The sequence below is a fragment of the Streptomyces sp. NPDC042346 genome, from assembly GCF_055581845.1.
In genome coordinates this window covers 17,907-35,852 of sequence record NZ_JBVJEH010000013.1, presented here as the reverse complement: position 1 = coordinate 35,852, position 17,946 = coordinate 17,907, and the positions used below count along the sequence as shown (strand labels likewise).

General features: G+C 71.1%; 26 protein-coding genes. All 26 read right to left on the bottom strand.

From position 1 onward, the window contains the following. Positions 1–270 precede the first annotated feature (270 nt). The gene (locus tag ACZ6K0_RS37180) at positions 271–585 is read right to left on the bottom strand and encodes a hypothetical protein (RefSeq protein ID WP_469577816.1); all 315 of its coding nucleotides are present in this window, start codon (positions 583–585) and stop codon (positions 271–273) included. A 73-nt stretch (positions 586–658) separates the two neighbouring features. Continuing rightward, a complete protein-coding gene (locus tag ACZ6K0_RS37175) occupies positions 659–1,645 on the bottom strand; it encodes a hypothetical protein (RefSeq protein WP_469577814.1) in 987 nt (328 codons plus the stop codon). A gap of 421 nt (positions 1,646–2,066) precedes the next feature. Continuing rightward, entirely contained in the window at positions 2,067–2,636 is a 570-nt protein-coding gene (locus tag ACZ6K0_RS37170) for a hypothetical protein (RefSeq protein ID WP_469577812.1), read from the bottom strand. Positions 2,637–2,722: 86 nt separating this feature from the next. After that, entirely contained in the window at positions 2,723–3,229 is a 507-nt protein-coding gene (locus tag ACZ6K0_RS37165) for a hypothetical protein (protein ID WP_469577811.1), read from the bottom strand. 108 nt (positions 3,230–3,337) lie between these two features. Beyond that, positions 3,338–3,676, bottom strand: coding sequence for a hypothetical protein (locus tag ACZ6K0_RS37160; RefSeq protein ID WP_469577809.1), 339 nt, complete (start codon positions 3,674–3,676; stop codon positions 3,338–3,340). A 196-nt stretch (positions 3,677–3,872) separates the two neighbouring features. Then, a complete protein-coding gene (locus ACZ6K0_RS37155) occupies positions 3,873–5,057 on the bottom strand; it encodes a hypothetical protein (RefSeq protein WP_469577807.1) in 1,185 nt (394 codons plus the stop codon). Between the two features lie 67 nt (positions 5,058–5,124). Then, positions 5,125–5,781 (bottom strand): hypothetical protein, encoded by a 657-nt coding sequence (locus ACZ6K0_RS37150; protein WP_469577806.1) that lies wholly within the window; start codon positions 5,779–5,781, stop codon positions 5,125–5,127. A gap of 61 nt (positions 5,782–5,842) precedes the next feature. Continuing rightward, positions 5,843–6,163, bottom strand: a complete 321-nt coding sequence (locus tag ACZ6K0_RS37145; protein WP_469577804.1) for a hypothetical protein — start codon at positions 6,161–6,163, stop codon at positions 5,843–5,845. Between the two features lie 664 nt (positions 6,164–6,827). Further along, complete coding sequence (locus tag ACZ6K0_RS37140) at positions 6,828–7,526, bottom strand: hypothetical protein (RefSeq protein WP_469577802.1); 699 nt, start codon at positions 7,524–7,526, stop codon at positions 6,828–6,830. A gap of 247 nt (positions 7,527–7,773) precedes the next feature. Beyond that, complete coding sequence (locus tag ACZ6K0_RS37135) at positions 7,774–8,781, bottom strand: hypothetical protein (RefSeq protein WP_469577801.1); 1,008 nt, start codon at positions 8,779–8,781, stop codon at positions 7,774–7,776. A gap of 89 nt (positions 8,782–8,870) precedes the next feature. Beyond that, positions 8,871–9,077 carry a hypothetical protein gene (locus ACZ6K0_RS37130; RefSeq protein WP_210977327.1) on the bottom strand — a complete coding sequence of 69 codons (207 nt, stop codon included), beginning with the start codon at positions 9,075–9,077 and terminating at the stop codon, positions 8,871–8,873. A gap of 607 nt (positions 9,078–9,684) precedes the next feature. Then, a complete protein-coding gene (locus tag ACZ6K0_RS37125) occupies positions 9,685–10,281 on the bottom strand; it encodes an LPD29 domain-containing protein (RefSeq protein ID WP_362487809.1) in 597 nt (198 codons plus the stop codon). Positions 10,282–10,454: 173 nt separating this feature from the next. Next, positions 10,455–10,868 (bottom strand): hypothetical protein, encoded by a 414-nt coding sequence (locus ACZ6K0_RS37120; protein WP_469577798.1) that lies wholly within the window; start codon positions 10,866–10,868, stop codon positions 10,455–10,457. Between the two features lie 179 nt (positions 10,869–11,047). Continuing rightward, positions 11,048–11,575: a hypothetical protein gene (locus ACZ6K0_RS37115; RefSeq protein WP_362487815.1), complete on the bottom strand. Its 528-nt coding sequence runs from the start codon at positions 11,573–11,575 to the stop codon at positions 11,048–11,050. A gap of 297 nt (positions 11,576–11,872) precedes the next feature. Beyond that, on the bottom strand, positions 11,873–12,280 hold the full coding sequence (locus tag ACZ6K0_RS37110; protein WP_362487818.1) for a hypothetical protein: 408 nt from the start codon (positions 12,278–12,280) through the stop codon (positions 11,873–11,875). 61 nt (positions 12,281–12,341) lie between these two features. Further along, positions 12,342–12,644 (bottom strand): hypothetical protein, encoded by a 303-nt coding sequence (locus tag ACZ6K0_RS37105; protein WP_362487821.1) that lies wholly within the window; start codon positions 12,642–12,644, stop codon positions 12,342–12,344. A 307-nt stretch (positions 12,645–12,951) separates the two neighbouring features. Next, positions 12,952–13,434: a hypothetical protein gene (locus ACZ6K0_RS37100; protein ID WP_469577796.1), complete on the bottom strand. Its 483-nt coding sequence runs from the start codon at positions 13,432–13,434 to the stop codon at positions 12,952–12,954. A 134-nt stretch (positions 13,435–13,568) separates the two neighbouring features. Continuing rightward, on the bottom strand, positions 13,569–14,060 hold the full coding sequence (locus ACZ6K0_RS37095; protein ID WP_469577794.1) for a hypothetical protein: 492 nt from the start codon (positions 14,058–14,060) through the stop codon (positions 13,569–13,571). Positions 14,061–14,131: 71 nt separating this feature from the next. Continuing rightward, positions 14,132–14,344: a hypothetical protein gene (locus ACZ6K0_RS37090; RefSeq protein WP_362487907.1), complete on the bottom strand. Its 213-nt coding sequence runs from the start codon at positions 14,342–14,344 to the stop codon at positions 14,132–14,134. Positions 14,345–14,420: 76 nt separating this feature from the next. Continuing rightward, positions 14,421–14,612: a hypothetical protein gene (locus tag ACZ6K0_RS37085; RefSeq protein WP_210977318.1), complete on the bottom strand. Its 192-nt coding sequence runs from the start codon at positions 14,610–14,612 to the stop codon at positions 14,421–14,423. A gap of 215 nt (positions 14,613–14,827) precedes the next feature. Then, positions 14,828–15,397, bottom strand: a complete 570-nt coding sequence (locus tag ACZ6K0_RS37080) for an LPD29 domain-containing protein (protein ID WP_469577791.1) — start codon at positions 15,395–15,397, stop codon at positions 14,828–14,830. A gap of 84 nt (positions 15,398–15,481) precedes the next feature. Then, positions 15,482–15,778, bottom strand: coding sequence for a hypothetical protein (locus tag ACZ6K0_RS37075; RefSeq protein ID WP_469577789.1), 297 nt, complete (start codon positions 15,776–15,778; stop codon positions 15,482–15,484). A gap of 64 nt (positions 15,779–15,842) precedes the next feature. Further along, positions 15,843–16,097 (bottom strand): hypothetical protein, encoded by a 255-nt coding sequence (locus tag ACZ6K0_RS37070; protein WP_469577787.1) that lies wholly within the window; start codon positions 16,095–16,097, stop codon positions 15,843–15,845. 534 nt (positions 16,098–16,631) lie between these two features. Then, positions 16,632–16,805: a hypothetical protein gene (locus ACZ6K0_RS37065; RefSeq protein WP_469577785.1), complete on the bottom strand. Its 174-nt coding sequence runs from the start codon at positions 16,803–16,805 to the stop codon at positions 16,632–16,634. Positions 16,806–16,853: 48 nt separating this feature from the next. Continuing rightward, the gene (locus ACZ6K0_RS37060; protein WP_469577783.1) at positions 16,854–17,027 is read right to left on the bottom strand and encodes a hypothetical protein; all 174 of its coding nucleotides are present in this window, start codon (positions 17,025–17,027) and stop codon (positions 16,854–16,856) included. A 325-nt stretch (positions 17,028–17,352) separates the two neighbouring features. After that, a complete protein-coding gene (locus ACZ6K0_RS37055; RefSeq protein ID WP_469577781.1) occupies positions 17,353–17,739 on the bottom strand; it encodes a hypothetical protein in 387 nt (128 codons plus the stop codon). Between the last annotated feature and the right edge of the window lie 207 nt (positions 17,740–17,946).

Sequence of the window (17,946 nt, the reverse complement as noted above, 5' to 3'; positions counted from 1 at the left end):
AGCCGGTACCGGACCGGAGTCGACCCGAGCCGGCCTTGGCGGCCAGGCCCTGGGGTGCGACCCGGCTCCGCCGGCTTCCGCTGCTCGATCTGGTCTGTTCTGGCTCGGCGGCATTCCGAGAGCGTCCGGCGTGGGTGCGAGCGTGCTGCCGGCCGGGCTCTGGCCGCGTCGTGCTCTTCGGGGCGTTCAGGGGGCGCCCAGCCTCACGGCCGGCCACCGTACAAATGCCCCCGGCCGCGGGCCGGGGGCAGGTAGGGGTGATGAGAGAGGTCAGGCGGCGGCCTGGCGGATGACGCGTTCGGTCTCCTCCGGGCCGGCCTGTACGACCAGGTAGGCCACCTGCCGGTCCAGGCCGCCGTTGTTGATGGCTGCGGCCTGACGCCCGGCTTCGTCGTGCAGTTCGTCGCCCACGTCGCCCTCGTCGGTGGAGTTGTACGCGGCACTGGCGTACTGCGAGGCGGCGTCGTGCACGGCTTCGTCCAGGTCGGTGGGGTCGACCCCGTGGGAGCGTGCGAGAGCCAGGAGCCGGTCGGTGTGCGCGGCGTCGGCGGGGCTGAGCGGGGCGTCGGCTTCGATGTCGAGCAAGGTGTGCCCTTCTTCGTTCGGGTGCCCAGCAGGGCGAGCGCGGTCGGGCGGTGTGGGACATCGCCCCGAGCGGTCAGGCGTCGGCCGCTGCCCCTTCGGGCTCGGCGGGGCGGAGCTTGCGGTTGCGGACCAGCCAGTCCCGGACCTCGGCGACGTCGCGGGTGCTGCGGCCGTCCTTGGCGGGGAAGGGGTCGTCGACCTTCTCCGGGGTGTAGGCGCGCGCGTAGTGCTTGATCGTCTCCTTGTTGAAGCCGAACTCGCGGGCGAGGGCGGTCAGGCCGAGCCGGCGCGATTCCTCAGCAGTGGCGGGGGCCTGGGGGCGCAGGGCAACGTGTCCGGTGTCCATCAGGTCGAGGAGCTCGGCCAGCCACTCCGCCTGGCCCGGCTCCTCCAGGTGGAGTACCTCTGCCAGCCACTCCACGGGCACGCTCGTGTCGGCCGCACGCGCGAGCCGGGCCCGCTCGACGACGTCACGCTGGCCGACGGTCAGCCCCAGTTCGTCCAGGTAGACCCGCCCGTCGACAGGCTCCGACCCGTCGGTGGCCCGCTTCAGCAGCCACACGCGTACGTCCGCCCAGTCCCGCGCACCGCCCTCGCCCGCTGCCGGGATCGGGTCGTTCTTGCGCAGGAACCATGCCTGGACCTGGCTCCAGGAGCGCTTTCCGTCGGCGTCGGCTGGCGGGAAGGGGTCCTGGGCCTCGGACGCCGGGTAGCGTTCGGTGTACTTGTTCACCGCGCGCCGCGTCAGGCCCAGCAGGTCGGCCAGCTCGCTGGTGTCCAGCAGCACCTGCGTGGGCTGGGCGGATACGACCTTCGCTTCCAGGTCGCGGGGGCCGGAGCGGTTGGGCCGGGCGAAGGGCTGGTCGGCGTACCACTCCCAGACGTCGTCACGGTCGCGGTAGATCGTGCGCCCTCCGTGGTCCTTCTCGCCGTCGGGGAACGAGGGGTCCTTCACCCAGTTGTGGATGTGGGCGCGGCCGGTGGCCTCGGCGATCTGCGTGGCGGTGACGCGCTCGGGCAGCTTCGCGAAGGCCCTCTTGACCTCGGTGATGTTCTTCATGGGGGGACTCCGGGTGGGCGTATGGGCAGTTCGGGAAGGTACTTGGTAGTCCCTCCACTCCTCTGGGGATTCTCTAATGTTCTCAGCAGGGGGGGTCTGTGTCAAGTTTGCGGGTCACTCGTGAGTGGTGGAAGCGGACGACCGGGGCCCTCCGCGCGCAGTGGTCCGCCGGCCGTGTTCACGGCGCTGCGCCCGGAGGCGGTCAGCCGGAGCAGGTGAGGGTGCCCGCGGTGTTCGCCAGCGGGGTCGGCTGCGCCCAGGAGGTGGCCGCAGGAATCGAGGAAGCCGGCGAGACCGAGCTCTTCCAGCGCGCGGACGTCGGCCTCCCTGACGAGCATCGGGTGGATGCTGCCCGAGGGCCGGACGGCGGCATCGCGGAGTGCCGTGAGCCGGCGGGGCGTCAGGCGGGGAGGCATGCCGGTCAGCCCCAGGCCACGTCGCGGCCACGATCGACGCACCACTGGGCAAGGTCGTGCAGCTCCGCCAGGCGCAGCTGGAGGTAGCCGGCACGGCGGCCGCCCATGTGAAGGCGACCGTTCCAGTAGCCGTCGACACCTTCGTCCTCGGGTGTGAGGGCGAGCGCGACCAGGACGCGGCCGAGGAAGTCCTCGGCCGGGAGCTGCCCCGCGTCGTCCGCCGGTCCGCCGCCGTCACGGGCGGAGCGCGGCAGCGTCTGTGCCGCATCGATCGCCTCCGGCGCGGTGAGGCCGAGCAGGCCCGCCAGGAGCGCCGCGTGGCGCTGGGATACGTTCACCTCCGGAGTGAACTCGCCGTGCGGGTCGACGTCGTGGACGTACAGCGGGTACTCGGGGCAGATCTCGGGCATCGCGCACCCGGGCAGCGCACGCCGGGCGGGGCCGGTGCTGAGGGCGGCGACGCTGGCCTCCTCGTACGTGTCGTGCCGCACGGCGAGCGCCGTGGCCCGCTCGCAGCCGCAGGTGACGGCGAACTGGGTGGCCGGCCGCCAGTCGGCGGTGAAGGTCACGGACACGAATGCCTCTCCTTGTTCTGGTGCTGCGGGTCCAATGTCGTGGCGTGGGGCGGGTGTTGCGGTGTCCGCAACACCCCACCCGGCGGTCAGTAGCGTGCGGCGACCGGGCCGATCGTGTGGAGCGGTGAGGTGAAAGGGCTCTCCATGCCGGGGTCCGTGCCGAACAGCATCCGGTGGATCGCGCGGGCATACAGCCACTCCTCGTCCCAGTCGCCGTCGCTGTCGATCGCGAAGCAGTCGGGGGCGAGCGTGTGGGCGCGCAGCATGACGGCGGTGACCGCCATGTCATAGGGCTTGGGCCGGACACCTCCGGTCTTGCAGAAGGAGTAGGTGAAGCCCCGCTCGTCCTCGAACTCCGGCTCCAGCTCGATCGCGAAGGTCTCGTAGTCCTCGTCCGCGGCCATCAGGCCGTTGAAGACGATGGCGTCCTCGTCGATGCGCGGTGCTCCGGTGCCCGCCCCGCCCGCGAGGGCGATGCCCTGGGTCTGCTCGACGAGGTCCAGGATCGCTGCCGCGTCGAGGCGCAGTTGCAGCCAGATGGACAGGAAGTTCTGCGCCTTGGGCGTGTACGCGAAGTAGTTGGTGTGTCCCATGGCGGAGCTCCTTGCGTCGAGTGCGTGGTCGTGGCCACCGAGCGGGCGCTTGCATCGCCCGCTCAGGTATTTACTAATGTACTCCAAATGGGGGGTTACGTCAACTCTTTACACTTCGACGTCGGGGCTCATGAGGGTGCCGCCGTCGGCTGCGGTGGCGGGGCGTGCCGTCACCGTTTCCGTTCGGCCCTTGATCGAGGGCTTGTCCTCGGCGTCTCCCGTGGAAAGGGGCCAGAGGTCGCAGTAGTCGAGCACGGGGCGCCGCGGGCGAGTGCCGAGGAGGAGCTCGATCGTGACGCCCGCCTCGTCGGCGATGCAGGCCAGGTCTACGGTGGACGGCGCAAAGGAGCCGTCCAGGAGTCGAGGGAGCTCCTCGCACTGCAGCGGGCGGCCCTTTGCCTCAAGGCGTGCGGCGAGGGCTCGGATGCGATCGATGGCAGGATCCACGGGGTCTCCAGGGGGTGATGGGTCTCAAGGCGCGGCGGCCCCGAGTGCGGCTCTCGATGGCGGTCCTGGCCGGGGCTCGCCGACTTTGAGGCGGAACGCCTTGACCAGTAAACTCTAATGTACTCCAAAATGGGGGTATGGTCAATGTGATTACGTCACTGTGGGGTTGGGTCTGGGAGCGAAGCCGGGCAGTAGATCAGCCCCTGCCTCGCCGGCGCTCGGCCGCTGCCAGCGCGAGGTGGGCGAGGATCAGGGCCGCGGCCGCGCCCTCGCAGGAGTTGAACGGCTCAGCAAGGCCCGGACCGGTCCACATTCCATCGGAGGTGCGACGTACTGGCCCGAGCTCCGTGCGGTCCACGCGGACCGACTGCTCGCCGGCGGCGGTGAGCGCACCGAGCCGGGCACGGGCGAGCGCGTCGTTGATGATGCGGACGGTGCCCAGCCGACCGGTGTCGTCGAGCACCCGGGCGGTGGCTTCCAGCCGCTCCCCGGTCTCGGCGGCCAGAGCGGACAGTTCGCGGACCAGGACGTCCCGAGCCCCGTCCGCACCGGTCGCTGCGATCCCGTCGGCCGCGGCGCGGACCTGCGCGAGGCGGGCGGCCGTCGAGCGGCAGCTCGTCGAGGACTGCGCGTAATTCCCGCCGGGGAGTGAGGCCATGGCCGCGTCGATCGCGGAGAGTTCGGAAGGCACCGAGCAGGCCGATTGGAGGTCACGCCAGATCCGGTGGAGGGTGTCCAGGTCCGCATCCGCGCCGTGGCGTGAGGTGTACCGGCCGAGGAGATCGGCGGTCGGCTGCTCGGCCGTCGCCTCCAAACGCACGCGCGCCTGGAGGCAGAACGTCAGAAGCCGCGCCAGCGGCAGCGCAAGCCATTCGCGGGTGTCGCACCTCGATTCGTCCAGGAGCGCCTGGGCCGGCTCCTGGACCAGACGAAGCAGCCGAGCGACGCGCCGGCACCCGGTGCGGCTGTGTACGGCGTCCCGCTCGGCCCCCACGATCTCGAGGCCGCTGAGGATCGCGGCGACGTGCGGCTGGCGCAACGCGTAGAAGGTGAAGGCCCGCGCCGTCGTGTCGACGACCTCCTGGCGCTGAAGCGGGACGAGACTGACGGCGACGCGCGCCTCGGGTACGCCCGAGTACGCGGCGGCCGGCTCGTCGGGAAGGCCGTGGCCAGCCACGTGCAGCATGGCGGCGTCCCCGCCCGCAGCCTGCAGGCTCTCCCGGCGCGGGCCCCTGTCGGCGCCGACCCGGGCGAAGTGTCCGCCGCCTGCCGGCAGGACCTGGCCAACGCGACGACCGTCGCCGGCAAGGACATCGTGCGCCCCCGCGCCGTCCGAGCGCAGTCGGAACGTGGGGAAGGCGTCGAGGGCTTCTGTGTCCATGATCTGTGGCTCCTGGTGGGAAGAGGGGGATCCGGTGCGCCACCGACCGGCTTGGCGCGACCGGGGATCAGTCAGCGATGGCGACGGGGGCGACGGGGGCGCGCCGGGTGGTGCCGAACCAGTTGGTCTCGTACTGGAAGTCGCAGAAGGGTCCGGTGAGTTGCATGCCCCATCGCACGAGATTGGCGGTGAGACGTGGGTCCGACTCGGCTGCCTCGAAGGTGGTCACGTCGTAGAACAGGCGGCGGGGCTCGTGGGAGCAGCCGCATGCGCACACGAGCCGCACTGCGATCGTGCCGTCGGTGCCGTACCGGGCGAGCTCGATGCAGACGAACCCCGTGGCGCACTGCTCGGCGCGCTGGGCCTCCCACGCGTCGCGGGAGTCGTAGAGCGCGCTCCGCGTGTCCTGGACCATCTTCTCGGTGATGCCGGCCTCGGCGTAGTCGCCCCAGGTTTTGCGTCCGTCGCTGACCTCGTGGACCAGGTTGGACAGGGCGACCGCCACGCAGGTCAGCTCGAAGCCCAGGTTGAAGCCGTCGCCGTACCCGGCGCCGGTCTCCCGTACGGGGCGGTGACACAGGAGGTAGGTGTTCTCTCCCGCTACGGGCTTGGCGTCCTGGAGGACCGCCCGGACGATCGGGTAGTCGCCGGACGGGCAGTACTGGGCGATGTCGTGCGCGTACAGCTCGGCAGGGATCCTGAGGGCGCCGGCGGGTGTGGACATGACGACCTCTTCTTGTCAGGTAGGGAGCGGGCCCACCGGCCGGCGGGCCCGCTCAGGGCGGTCAGGCGATGCGGAGCAGCAGCCGCAGCGCCTCGGGGCGAACCTCGTCGTCCCGCACGACGGAGCCGTCCGCGGCCGTCCAGTACGCCTCGGTGCCGCTGTCGCGGACGACGACGGTGCGCAGCAGGGTGCGGGAGCCGTCGGTGACGACGTCGCCGCAGCGGAAGAGGCCGGCGATGACTTCGACTTCCAGGTCGTCCTCGGACTCGAACTCGATGTAGGTGCGGGGGGAGAGCTCGAGGTATCCCGGGCCCGACCGTACGGCGGTCGCGGAGATGGTGACGCGGACGCGGTCGCCGGGGGACAGGCGGGGGATCGGCACGAAGCCTCCTGGTGGTTGGTGGACAGTTGGAGGGCCGGTGCGCAGAACGCGGGCCGGCCTGCGGCGGGGGAGTGCTGCCCCCGGGCCACTTAACTCAAATGTACCCTACGCGGGGGTGTGAGGCAACCGATAAGGGTCATGATGTGTGTGGGACCGTGCGCAGCCGAGAGCGCCACCGCGCGCTGCGTAAGGCCGGGCCCGTGCCAGGGCCCTTGGCGCCCGCGCACGCTCGACCGGCTCGCGAGCGACCGACGAAGGTCCTGTCGCCAATACGTCGAGACGACCCCTGGGGGTGGCCCACCCCCAGGAACAAGCACGTCTTACGGCGGCGGGCGGCAACCTACCTGGCAGTCCGCGGCGGACGGAGAGCTGCGACGAACTCCTCGACGAAGGCGGCGGCGCGCGCCTAGTCCGTAGTGCAGTCGGGCCAGCCGTGCACGGTCGGTGCGCTGAAGAGCGGGCCGCCCACGGCCTCTGCCGGGCTGTCATGGCGGAAGACGGCCCAGACGCAGTGGGCCGTAGGCATGTGCCCCCTCGAACCGGTCCGCGATGGACAGGTGGACGCTGGAGCACACCCTCTTCAACAGCAGGTAGGGCGCCAGGGGGACGGCATGGGCGTTGTCCCAGACGGCCGGAGTGACGCCGTGCTCGGCGAGCGCACCAGCTAGGCGCCCGCCGTGGGCTTCGGCTCGGCGAACCACTGGGCCACGGCCTGCGCACCGCGGTCGACCGCGTCCGCGCCGGGCAGCCCACGGGACTCGAAAACGGAGGCCACCTCCTGGAAGTCCACTCCGTCGTCAGGCTTGCAGGCCACGGCGCTGAACCCGTCCGGCCAGCCGTCAGAGGCCGTGAACACCTGCAGCAGCACATGGGGTTCCTTCAGCGCGCGGTCCTGCGGGACATGGGCCGGGTGCGCGATCACCACGCCCTCCTCCGCGTCGTAGAAGCCGGCCACCCTCGCCCGCTGGAGCGCGTCAAGAAGCCGCTGCGCGGGACCGGGAACGGGATCGGGCGCGCGGCCGGCGAAGTAGCGGGCCGCGTAGTCGACGATCGCGGCTGCGCAGCGCCGGGCGTCCTCGCTGATGCTGTGCGCCGGATCGCCGGCGAACAGGGTGTCGACGAACTCGTGGTCTGCCTCGAAGAGAAAAGCCGACCACGGCTCATCGTGCTCGGCAACGGGCCGGTCGGCCCGCTCCCCGGAAGCGATGAGCACATGCGGGTGGCTCTGGACGTCGTCGTCGCAGACGGTGGGATTCAGGGGCACGGCGAGCGCGGTGATGCCGCCCTCCTCGTAGAGGTAGGCGGGGTAGCCGTGAGCACGCAGGGCGGCTGACATGACGTCGGCTTCCGTGAGGTGAGCCATCGAGCAGGGTTCCTTCCGAGAGGCGGCGGCAGGGGGCGGAAGGGCGGCCCCGCCCCACCGGGGGATCAGGGGGAGTGGAAGACGAGATGCGTGCGGGGATCGCCGGTGCGGAACACCCGCGTTCCCGCCGGGTACTGCAGCACGGACTCGGCCTGACGGCGTCGCCGACACGGCGCGGGGGAGCCGGGCGGAGCGCCAGCCGCTGTCATCGCCGTCGGCTCGGCGCCCGGCCCGGCCCGGTGAGGCGTCAACGGGTGCCCTCACCGGACGCGTGGCAGACCGGCGGGGCGATGCGGACGCAGCCGGACAGGGCACGACGGAAGTACCGGCCGTCCGGACCCGAGAGGAGGACCAGCGGCACGCCGGTCACCAAGTCGTTTCCGGGGGCGGCACTGATGACCTTGGCGCGGGCGGTGGCACCGGCGTTGTCCCGACTGCCGTCGGCGGGGAACTCCACGATGTCCCCGTCGCCGATGCCGGACTCATCCCGTGACGGCGGAGTGATGGTGCCCATCAGCAGATGCCGCTCGTAGGCCGCCGCCGCGTCCAGTTCGTACTCCCAGTCGCTGGGCAGGCCGTCGAGGACGACGTCCCGGTAGGTGCGCTCGACGACGATCTCCATCGGCATCAGGTCGAACGGGGAGCGGGCGCAGCTCAGGCAGTCGTAGATGTCTCCGCCGGCGGGGAGCCGCTTTCCCATGTCCCAGTCGGTGGGGCCGTGATCATGCCGGTGTACCTGGGAAAGGCGGGCCAGTTCGCGGCGCACGGCGTCCCCGGTCGCCAGCACGGCGGGGCCCTGGCGGCGGAGCCGGTAGAAGCGTGAGCTGTCAGGGTTGGGTGGTGCCGGCGTGGGCGCGCCCAGGCCGGGCAGCTCGTCCAGCCCGAGCGGCCGGTACGTGAGGACCGTGTGCTCCTCGACGAGGCGCTCCACCACGTTCCACTTCTGCCGGAACGCCCAGTGACCGCGCAGCGCGTAGGGGACGGCGATGCGAGCGCGGTCCTGGATGGCGCGGGCGTTGCGGTGCCTGGAGTGGATGATCCACGCGACGCTGTGAACGCGGGCCAGCGTGAACTCGTGGTCGGGTTCGACTACGAGGTAGCGCCCCGGCCGCTGCTGCTCGGTCGCCTCGAACGAGACGCCCACAGCCATACCGTCCGGCGACACCTGGCGGTGCAAGGACTCCACCGTCTCCAGATGAGTGCCGCTCAGGACGACGGCCCCGACGTGCAGATCCTTCGCTGCGATGCTGAGCATGTGCTCCTTCAGTTCATGGGGTTCGGCACCTGTGTGAGGTCTTTGCGCGTCGGCGGGGGCTGCAGCCGGGACGCCCGGGTGTCGCTCGGTCAGCCCGTAGGGGCCGTGACCGTTCCTGCGACAGCCGCGTCGAAGACCAGGTCCCGGGCCTCGTGGGCATCGAGCAGGGCCGAGATGCGCAGCTCCTGGATCATCTCGGGCATGTCCCACGGGCCGAACGTACGTCCGGGAAGGGCGGAGAACTGCGCGGTGTAGCGGCCGCGGACGGCACGAACGGTGACGGTCTGAGCTGACATGCGGGGAGCCTTCGTTCGAGTTCTTCAAGGCGGGGAGGGGCAGACGCGGGACGCGCCGGGGCCGGCCGACCGCTGGATGAGGGTCAAGTGCCTGGTCAGGGAGCGATCTGGAGGTGGTGTCCCCTGCGCCCGAAGGTCCCGGTAAGGGTTCCGCGCGGGACCATCGCCCCTCGTTCACTAATTTACCATCCCTGACCATGTAGTCAAGGTTATTGCGTCAACTGTCGGGGTGGGGCTCCCGGCGCGGCGCGAGCGCAGTCGAAGCCGGCGCCGTGCGGGCCCGAAGTATGCGGTACGCGGCGGTCGGGCTGTCTGCTTCCGCGCGCGGGAATCTGTGCGGCGACGAACCGTTGCCGTACGGAGGCTTCTCGACTCCCGAGCTCCAGTTGCAAGCGGTGTTGCCGGCTCGTGGACGGCGCCGTGCGTCCCCCGCTCCATCAAGCCGGCCCGGGGCTCCGGCGAAACCGAGTGTCGAGAGCCTCGCGCCGAACAGCGTGGGCGCGGGGCGTACGGGCCGACCCAACGCCCGATCGTCTCGGCAGGCCGGGGCCCCGGACCCTTGCGATGGGTGATGGCGGGAAGGCCCCGGCCTGTGGCCGGGGCGGGTTCAGGCTGCCGTGCGGTTCAGGTGGATGGCGAGGGCGCTGGGCTCGCCGTAGTGGCGGCGGCCCTCGACGGTGACGGAGACCCAGGCCGGGCGGCACTCCTCGGGACTGCCATAGCTGGCGAGCAGCGGGGCGGTGACGGTGGCGACGGCGGTGCGGTTCGGGCCGCCGCTCCAGGTGACGGTGATCTCGTAGCGCTCCAGGTAGCGCTCCTTCGCGCGCTTGGGGCCGCAGCGAACGGAGAACTTCACGCCGGGGAAGGTGCGGCGCAGCAGCTGGCGCAGGTAGACCGCGGTGGCCTTAGTCGACAGGCGCATCGCGGCGTAGTTCCGCTCCTCCTCGGTGGGCTCGGGGATGACAGAGGTGTGGCGGACGTGGGAGACGCCGGTCGGCAGCCCCTCCGTGGTCCGCAGTTCGTAGCGGGTGGCCGGGATGCCGAGCAGGACATCGGCGGCGCAGATGCCGCAGGCGCACGGCTGGACCGTTGCCGGGCCGTGCGCGCGGGTCTCGGTGCCGACGTAGCGGACCTTGGCGCCGGGGGTCAGGCGCAGGGCGAGGTAGGCAGCGGCGAGGCGACGGCGAGCGGTGGCGGAGGTCATGGCGCACGTCCTTCGGTCGGGGCGTTCGTGGCGGCCGGTTCGGCGCTTGCATCGCCATCCCGGTAATCACTAATGTACCCAAAGGGGGGGGTATGGTCAAGTCTTAATGTTCCCCGTCCCGGCGTCGAGGACGGGGAGCGCCGCCCCCGCCCTGCGCGCGCCGTCGTCCGGCCTCACTCGTACGCCGTCGCCCAGTCCTCCGGGCTCGGGTACTGGTGTGCGTTCTCGCCGCCGTGGTCACGGACGAGCTCCCGCAGGCGGGCCGCCGGGACCGTTCCGTACCAGGTGGCGGCCGCGGTGTCGTAAGGGTCCTGGCGGGGGTGCGCGGGAAGCGGGTCGGGCCAGCCCTCGGGCGCGGTGAGTGGCGGGACCAGTCCCACCTGGAGCGCCTCGTACGGGCCTGCGAAGTCGGCGGGCGCGCTCGCGGGCAAGTCCCACCAGGAGGGGAGCGGAGAGGCCGGCCGGGGGCTGCACTGGCTGGTGTGGCCGGTCATGATCTGAACCTCGAACCAGTCCGCCAGGCGCACCCGCAGGACTGCGCCGGCGGTCCCTCCTGTGATGGCGGCATCAGTGATGTCGGTGCGCATCTGCTACTTCCTGTCGGCTCGGGTTGGGGCTCGTGACGGTCGCGCGGGGGCGGGCTGGAGGGTGTCACGCCAGGTGTCACGCCGGGTGTCACGGTGTGAGCGTGGCAGCCTGTGAACTGCAGAAACGCTCCCGGGAGGCCGATTCTCCGGCCTCCCGGGCAGAGCGTGACACGGGCTTCTCAGACCTCGCGGGCGAAGGGGCGCAGCGCAGCGGGCGGCACCGGGTATGCGGAGCAGCCGGGGTGGAGCTCGCGGTCGGCCTGGGGCTGCTCGAACTCGGCTGCGTCGTAGAGCCAGGGGCGGCGGCGGCCGTCCAGCGTGCGGTCGTAGTCGCGGGCGATCCAGCTGAGGGTCACGTCGCGGGGGCCGAAGGCGTAGTCGTGCGAGTTGGCCCATGCGCCCTCGGTGTCGCTGCCGCTCAGGTGGCTCAGGCAGGTCCAGGCGAGTTCGGTGTAGCGGCGGCGCAGCGGGTGCTTCACCTTGTCCCAGTCGTTCTCGGCCGCCCAGATCTCCGCGTCCAGGGACTTGAGCTGGTTGATGCTCGCGCCGAAGTGATGCAGGAGCGTGGCGTTCAGCTCGACGGGCTTGCCGTGGTAGACGAACAGCCGGTGCTCCGGGTGGCCCTCGTTGGCGCGCAGCGGGTTCTCGTCGAGCAGCTTGTGCAGGGCGAGGTGGAGGTCGGTGGTGGTGATGCGGCTGCGCGCCATGTGGTGCTCCTCGGGCGGTCGGTTCGTGGCGTTGTCGGGGCGCTTGCATCCCCCCGATATTCACTAATGTACTCCAGGGAGGGGATTAGTGTCAATCTGTAAGCGGCCGACCGGGAGGGGGCGCTCGCCGTCAGCCTCCGCCGAGCGCCCGGCTCCGGCGCTCATCCGCCTCGCTGTGCGCGGCAGCGGACCGGGCGGCGAACAGGCGCCGGTACCGGTCGAGGTCACAGTCCTTGAGTGCCTGCGCCATGGCGGCGCTGTATGCCTCCCGGGAAGGGTGCGGCAGCCCGGACGCCGTCACCGGCCGACCGTCTCGTCGGCGTACTGCGTGGCGAAGGACAAGGACCCCGGCTCGTCCACCCAGGCGAGCACGCGACGCGCGCGCCCCCGCCACCCCGGTGCGGCCTTCACCCGGTCACCCCACCGGCTCCTGCCCTCCGCGCACGTCGTGCAGAGCAGCCGGCCGTGGACCTCCCACACCTCCGGATCGACGGTGAAGCACACGGGGCAACACCCCTCGGACCAGGCCGGAGGATGACGAGGTGCGCTCACCAGGGCCGTGATGATCACGTGGCCGCAGCGCGAGCACTCGATCCCGAACAGCGCGTTCCGCTCGCAGCGCGGACAGAACTTGCCGGAGAGCGCCTGCGCCTGGTCCTCGGCGGGGGCGATGACGCTGGCGCTGCTGCGGGGCGTGAGGGACATTCCGGGCTCCTCGGTGTGCGGGGTGGAGGTGGTGTGCCGGGTCGAGGCCGGCGGGCCGGGTTCAGCGGAGCTGGCGCCGGGTGGCGACGGAGTAGCGGGTGAGGCTGATCCAGGCGCAGCCGCCGTGGACGTACAGGTCGCAGGTGGCGGGATCCCCGCCGGACCGGTCGACGTCGAGGCTGTAGTAGCGGGCGAGATCGCGCACGAGGTCGAGGAAGTCGTCGGCCGCCAGATCCCGGTCGGTGTAGACGCCCCTGATCGAGCCGCCCTCGTAGTCCTCGCCGGACTCGAGAATCCACACGCTCGGCTCCAGCTCGATGGCGGGGGACTGCGTGGTGGTGGCGAGCTCGGTCACAGGCGTCACTTCTCCTCGGGGTGGGTTCGTGGTGGCCGAGGAGGGCTACCCCCTCGACCTATTCACTAATGTACTCCAAATCTGCATTTACGTCAACGCTAAAGGGTCAATGTTGGGGCGGGGGTGCGCATTCCTTAGGGGCACCGGGGGAGCCTTCGGGGTGACTCTGTTGTCCGCAGCGGCGCTCGCTGGGGCCGACCCCGCGCGCCGGCCAGAGGGGCGGGGTGGGTGCCGACGGCAATGTGGTGTCCCCTGCGCCGGCCGGAACGCAGAGAGGGAGGGCGGGGCGCCGGTGCGCCCCGCCCCTCCCTGGTAGTCACCTGCGGTGCTCAGCCATGTCGCCGTGCTCCCAGATGAAGCTCTCGCCCAGCCAGTCGTCGTCCTCGGCATCGGCGGCCGCGACGGGCTCGGTGGGGACAGTGGCCCGGCGGTGGGCGACGTGGCGCAGGGCGAGGAGCGCGCCGACAGCGCCGATCGCGGTGAACGCACCCAGGCCGGGTGCGGGGACGGCGGCGTGGCTGCGGTCGACCGCGAGCGTTGCCATGAAGGCGCAGGTTGCGAGCAGGGCCAGGAAGTCGGCGGCGATGGCGAGCGCGGCCCACGCCGGGCGCAGGGTCAGCGACCGGTGGTCCCACGGGCGGCGCGGGTCGGCGGGGTCGAGCGCGTGGGCCAGGAGGACCACGCCGAGCTGGACGCCGCCGAGAAGCGCCAGGAGCGCCGCCGTGGACGCGCCTCCGTAGACGACGGCGGTCAGCAGGCTGGGCAGCAGCATGACCAGGACGAGGTGATGCAGGAGCACGCACTGACGGTGAGGGCAGGAGCGCGTGGGCAGGTGGCCGTGGACGTTGTTCAACGCGGGATCTCCCGGGCGACGTGGAAGGTGGCAGCCGAGGGCCGGGACCGGGCGCGGACGCCCGGTCCCGGCGGGCGGGCTCAGTACCGGCGGGCGCGGCGGTGGGAACGCCGGTGCGCGAAGTGGTGCACGGTGCACAGGCCGAGGAAGGCCGCCATCGTGACCATGCCGCCGGAGGAGAGCGACGCGCCGGAGCCCCCGCCCAACTGGGCGCCAGCCAGGAGACCGGCCGCAATCAGCAGCACCAGGACGTCCGTGACGAGCGCCACGGTCGCGCGGGCCCGGCCGATGGAGTGCTTCGGGGCGCGCCGGGCGGCGCGGCGCGCGCCGACCACCATGAGCAAGCCGAGCGCAGCGAGCGCGATGAGCGTGAAGACCGCCAGGGTGGGACCGCCGCCGAACAGAGCGGGGACCATGCCCGCGAGGAGGACCGTGCGGCCGACCAGGGTGCACCAGCGGTGCGGGAAGGACTGGACGATGCCGTACTGGGCGGGGCAGCTCATCAGGAGTGACTCCTCGTCATGGGTGATCGTGGCGTCCGGCCCGGGTGCTTGCTTCACCCGCTCCGACATTCACTAATGCACCTCACATGAGGGCTAGTGGCAACCTATAAGGGTCGACGAGGGTCGTGGGAGTGCCCGCCTTAGCGGCGGCCGGCCCTGCGCCGCGCGTGCCGCCGCGCCAGCGCCGCCTCCATCGGGCGTGCCACGACTACCGCTGCGACGATCCCGCAGATGCGCGCCCACCACGGCGGCGCGGTCTGGGACGTCGCGAGACACCAGCCGACCCCGAAGAGGAAGTTCAGCGCGAACAGGAGGAGTACATGGGCGACGCTGAAGGAGCGTTCGTAGAGCACGGCATGCCTTTCTGGCGGGCGGTGGAGTCGGATCGGTGCCCGGAGGGCGGCCCCGGCGGGGCCGCCCTCCGGGGAGTCAGCAGGGGGCCTCGGTGTGGCAGGTGTGGCAGCAGCGCCCGCAGCTCGCCTCGCAGTTGACCTGGACCCGTTCGCCGCAGCCCTCGCACGGGATGTAGGCGTCATCGGGAGCGAAGAAGCCGCCCGCGCCGGTTCCGTCGCAGGTGCACGAGCCGGGGGCGGGCTGAAGGGTGACGGTGGTGAGCGGCATCTCGACTCCTCGTGGTGGCGTGGCCCGTGGCGACCGGCCGGGCGCTTGCATCGCCCTTTCGGTAATCACTAATGTACTCGATATAGGGGGAGGAGTCAATCTTTAGTTGTCGTGCGGGGGTGGGGAGGCTGAGGGGCTTGATCAGGAGTGCGTCTCGGGAGCCGGCGTCCCGTCCCGGAGTCGGTGGGCGGGCGGCCAGCGGGCGCAGGAGTCGGTCAGCGGCGGCGCAGCGCGATCGCGTCCACGAGCGGCGTTCCGTGCGTCGCGCGTCCGAACCGGGTCACCGTGACCGGCTGCGCCCGGCGCCGCTCCGGCGCGGTGTAGTCGGCGAGCAGCGGCGCGGCGACCGTCGCCACCTCGACCTGAGAGGGACCGCCGCTCCAGCTCACGGTGAGCCTCCAGCCGTGCTTGCGGCGGACCGAGAGCCGGACGCCGGGGAAGGACTGCCGCAGCATCCGTCGCAGGTGGGCCGCCGTCTGCGGCAGCGTCAACGGAGGGGCGTAAGTCTGGAACAGCTCGTCCGGTCGGAGTTGGGGGACAACCGACGTGTGGCAGACGTGGATGAGAGGCGCCTCCGCCTCGTCGTACGTGCGCAGTTCGTAGTAGGAAGCGGGCGCGCCGAGCAGTGTCGCGGACATGCAGAGCGAGCACACGCAGGGCAGCGTGATCCAGGTACGCGGGGCCTCGTTGTCCACGTGGCGGACCCACGTCCCGGAGGGCAGCCGCAGGGCCAGGTAGCCAGCCGTGTGCGGGTCCGAAGCCGGTGAAGTCGTCGTCACGGTCATGCTCGTGTCCTCTGTTCAGGCGGGGGGTGAGTGCGTTGGCGGTCCGGCAAGTTCACGGCCGGCATTCGGTCCTGGTGGTTCCGGCTAGGAGGGGGAGCCACCGAAGCCGGGGCGGCCTTCCGTGCCCGTCGGTCGCAGGGCCCGGACCAGCGACTCGTCCAGGTCGTTGCCGACTGCCTCCCGCGCCGCGTACTCGGCGTCGACGATCTCGCGCGGGAGGTCCATGCCGTAGCCGTAGGAGGTGACGTCCGGTCCGGCCTGCGCCGAGGCGGTCACGTCCAGGAGGCCTTGGAGAGCGGCCCTGGCCTGCTCCAGGGTGAGCGCGTCGCTGTCGATGAGCGCGCGGATCTCAGCCTGGCGCTGCTCGGCTCGCTGGTCCATGAGTACCTCCTCGGAGGGGATTGGGGGATCGGGGCGGCTGGTCGGCCGCCCCGACCGGGGTGGTTCAGGCGACTCGCATCCCGAACAGGCGGGGCGTGGTGTCGCGGACGCCGCACCACTCGTCGGCGCAGTCGGGGCACATCTGGTGGGGGCAGCCGCAGTCGTCGAGGTCGTCGCCCGCGTCGGTGCCCTCGTCCGCGTCGTCGAGGAAGGGGGAGAGCTTGCCGCACTGGCCGCACTCGATGCGGTCGAAGTCGATGACCTCCAGGACCTCGGTGCCGATGAGGCGGAAGGTGGTCTCGGTGAGCATGGCGGTCATGGCGCACTCCCTGCGGCGGTGGTTCGTGGCGGCCGGTCCGGGTGCTTGGTCACCCGCCCCAGTAATCTCTAATGTACTCCATCGGGGTGGAGGCGTCAAATTAAAATGGTCGCGCTGGGCGGGGTGAGCCTGGGTGGAGCGGGGAAGCGGTGCGCCCTCGGCGGTGGCCCGCCGTTGGCCGCCGCCCTGCTGTGACGCTTCAGTTCGGGAGACCGGCTGCGCGCAGGACCGAGACGGCGCCGGCCCACAGGCCGTAGATGGACGTGTCGCGGGGGGCGGATGCGGTGCGCAGGAGGGCAGCGAGCCCTGCGGGGTCCCGCTTCCAGTGGTCATGGATGGAGGTGGAGGCGAGCTGCTCGCGCAGCGTCGCGGCGTCGGCGGTGGTCAGGTGGTCGACGGCGCGCGTGATCGTCGCGAGTTGTTCCGAGCGGACCTGTTCCGGGGTCTTCGAGGGGTCATGGGTTCTCCGGGCTGCGAGGGCGGGTCGGGGCTGGTGAGGTCGGCGGGCTGGAGTGGCCCCGCCGTCTGCGGCGATCAGCGGGTGGGGAGCAGGCGCAGTGCAGCGGCGGCGTGCTCGATGTAACCCAAGGTGAACAGGTGGAGGTGGTCGCCGATCCAGACCGCCGGGTCGGTGTGAGGGAGCTCGAAACGGTCGTAGAGGGAAGCGAGGGCTGTGGGGGTGTTGGTGGTGGTGATGTCGTGGGTCATGGCCGCTCCTGGCGTCGCGCTGGAAGGTTCGTGGTGGCCGGTTTGGTCTTACCCGCCGCCGCGGGCGCAGCTGTAGCCCGATTCCGTATGACGCAACGGGGCGCCGCAGTCGAAGGTGGCGGGGCCGTCCTCGTCGTAGCCGCTGACAAGGTCGTGGCACTGCTCGTGGGTCTCGGCCTGGTCGTCGTCCGGGCGGCTTTCGGGCGGCGGTGCGGAGGACATGTGGCACTCCTTACGGTGGGGCGGGAGCCAGGCGGGGAAGTTCGCGGCATGGCCGCTTGAGGTCGGTCTGAACCGGATAAAGGTGCTGAGCCAGCGAGGTAGACCCGTGGTTGAGCGCTCGTCAGGCGCTGTGGGCTATGCCAGCGGCCGACGATTCGGACACGGCGAGGGGGGTGAATCGAAGGGCAATTCCCTCGGCCCGCGTTTCGGCGATGAGCACGCCGCTGGTGTGCACGGAGACGTCGCTGCCGATCCGCAGCACGTCGTTGGTGAGCGTGCGGACCTCGGTTGCGGACGCCTTGTCCTTGAGGCTGTCCCTCGTGGTTCAGGTGCCCCGTCCGGCGTGCGTCGACTCGACGCCGTAGCGGGCAGCGAGTGTGTGGGCGGGAGTCAGCCGCTCCCAGCCGTCGACCGGCGTGAACCGAAAGCTGACGTTGTCGGCGAAGAGCGTCAGAAGGCCGTTCTCCAGGGTGGCCATGCTGTCCTTCCTGTGGAGCAACACGGCGCCGACGAGCTCGACGCTCGCGCCCGCGAGCGTGCCGTCGGGCATCGTGTAGCGGTCCATCGTCCGCCAGGCGCCCTCGGTGGTGTCCCTGCGCTCGAACGAGTAACGCGCGGCGAGGCGCGGGATGGACAGGTGGCCGTGGGAGTTGAGGGAGATGAGAGCGGTCAGTGTGAGCTCCAGGTGAGTGAGGGGGCTACCGCCTGCCAACTGATACTAATGTACCCGATGGGTGCCTATGGGTAAAAAGTAAAGGGTCACAGAACGGCGGCGATCCGCAGTGACTCAATAAACTTGACTCAAAGGAGTGTGGATACATTAGTGAATACGGGCGGAAGTAAGCGCCCCGCCCAACCCCCCAGGAGCTGCACATGCCGTTGTCCCGGATCGACTTCAGGCTCTCGATGAGGATCAGCC

What these genes read in the sequence shown, in the direction of transcription:
- ACZ6K0_RS37175 (WP_469577814.1), bottom strand. Translation starts at nt 1,645, where the DNA reads ATGAAGAACATCACCGAGGTCAAGAGGGCCTTCGCGAAGCTGCCCGAG.
- ACZ6K0_RS37110 (WP_362487818.1), bottom strand. Translation starts at nt 12,280, where the DNA reads ATGTCCCTCACGCCCCGCAGCAGCGCCAGCGTCATCGCCCCCGCCGAG.
- ACZ6K0_RS37095 (WP_469577794.1), bottom strand. Translation starts at nt 14,060, where the DNA reads ATGTCGGAGCGGGTGAAGCAAGCACCCGGGCCGGACGCCACGATCACC.
- ACZ6K0_RS37065 (WP_469577785.1), bottom strand. Translation starts at nt 16,805, where the DNA reads ATGACCCACGACATCACCACCACCAACACCCCCACAGCCCTCGCTTCC.
- ACZ6K0_RS37155 (WP_469577807.1), bottom strand. Translation starts at nt 5,057, where the DNA reads ATGGACACAGAAGCCCTCGACGCCTTCCCCACGTTCCGACTGCGCTCG.
- ACZ6K0_RS37070 (WP_469577787.1), bottom strand. Translation starts at nt 16,097, where the DNA reads ATGACCGCCATGCTCACCGAGACCACCTTCCGCCTCATCGGCACCGAG.
- ACZ6K0_RS37150 (WP_469577806.1), bottom strand. Translation starts at nt 5,781, where the DNA reads ATGTCCACACCCGCCGGCGCCCTCAGGATCCCTGCCGAGCTGTACGCG.
- ACZ6K0_RS37165 (WP_469577811.1), bottom strand. Translation starts at nt 3,229, where the DNA reads ATGGGACACACCAACTACTTCGCGTACACGCCCAAGGCGCAGAACTTC.
- ACZ6K0_RS37140 (WP_469577802.1), bottom strand. Translation starts at nt 7,526, where the DNA reads ATGGCTCACCTCACGGAAGCCGACGTCATGTCAGCCGCCCTGCGTGCT.
- ACZ6K0_RS37085 (WP_210977318.1), bottom strand. Translation starts at nt 14,612, where the DNA reads ATGCCGCTCACCACCGTCACCCTTCAGCCCGCCCCCGGCTCGTGCACC.
- ACZ6K0_RS37060 (WP_469577783.1), bottom strand. Translation starts at nt 17,027, where the DNA reads ATGTCCTCCGCACCGCCGCCCGAAAGCCGCCCGGACGACGACCAGGCC.
- ACZ6K0_RS37125 (WP_362487809.1), bottom strand. Translation starts at nt 10,281, where the DNA reads ATGACCTCCGCCACCGCTCGCCGTCGCCTCGCCGCTGCCTACCTCGCC.
- ACZ6K0_RS37080 (WP_469577791.1), bottom strand. Translation starts at nt 15,397, where the DNA reads ATGACCGTGACGACGACTTCACCGGCTTCGGACCCGCACACGGCTGGC.
- ACZ6K0_RS37130 (WP_210977327.1), bottom strand. Translation starts at nt 9,077, where the DNA reads ATGTCAGCTCAGACCGTCACCGTTCGTGCCGTCCGCGGCCGCTACACC.
- ACZ6K0_RS37120 (WP_469577798.1), bottom strand. Translation starts at nt 10,868, where the DNA reads ATGCGCACCGACATCACTGATGCCGCCATCACAGGAGGGACCGCCGGC.
- ACZ6K0_RS37075 (WP_469577789.1), bottom strand. Translation starts at nt 15,778, where the DNA reads ATGGACCAGCGAGCCGAGCAGCGCCAGGCTGAGATCCGCGCGCTCATC.
- ACZ6K0_RS37135 (WP_469577801.1), bottom strand. Translation starts at nt 8,781, where the DNA reads ATGCTCAGCATCGCAGCGAAGGATCTGCACGTCGGGGCCGTCGTCCTG.
- ACZ6K0_RS37115 (WP_362487815.1), bottom strand. Translation starts at nt 11,575, where the DNA reads ATGGCGCGCAGCCGCATCACCACCACCGACCTCCACCTCGCCCTGCAC.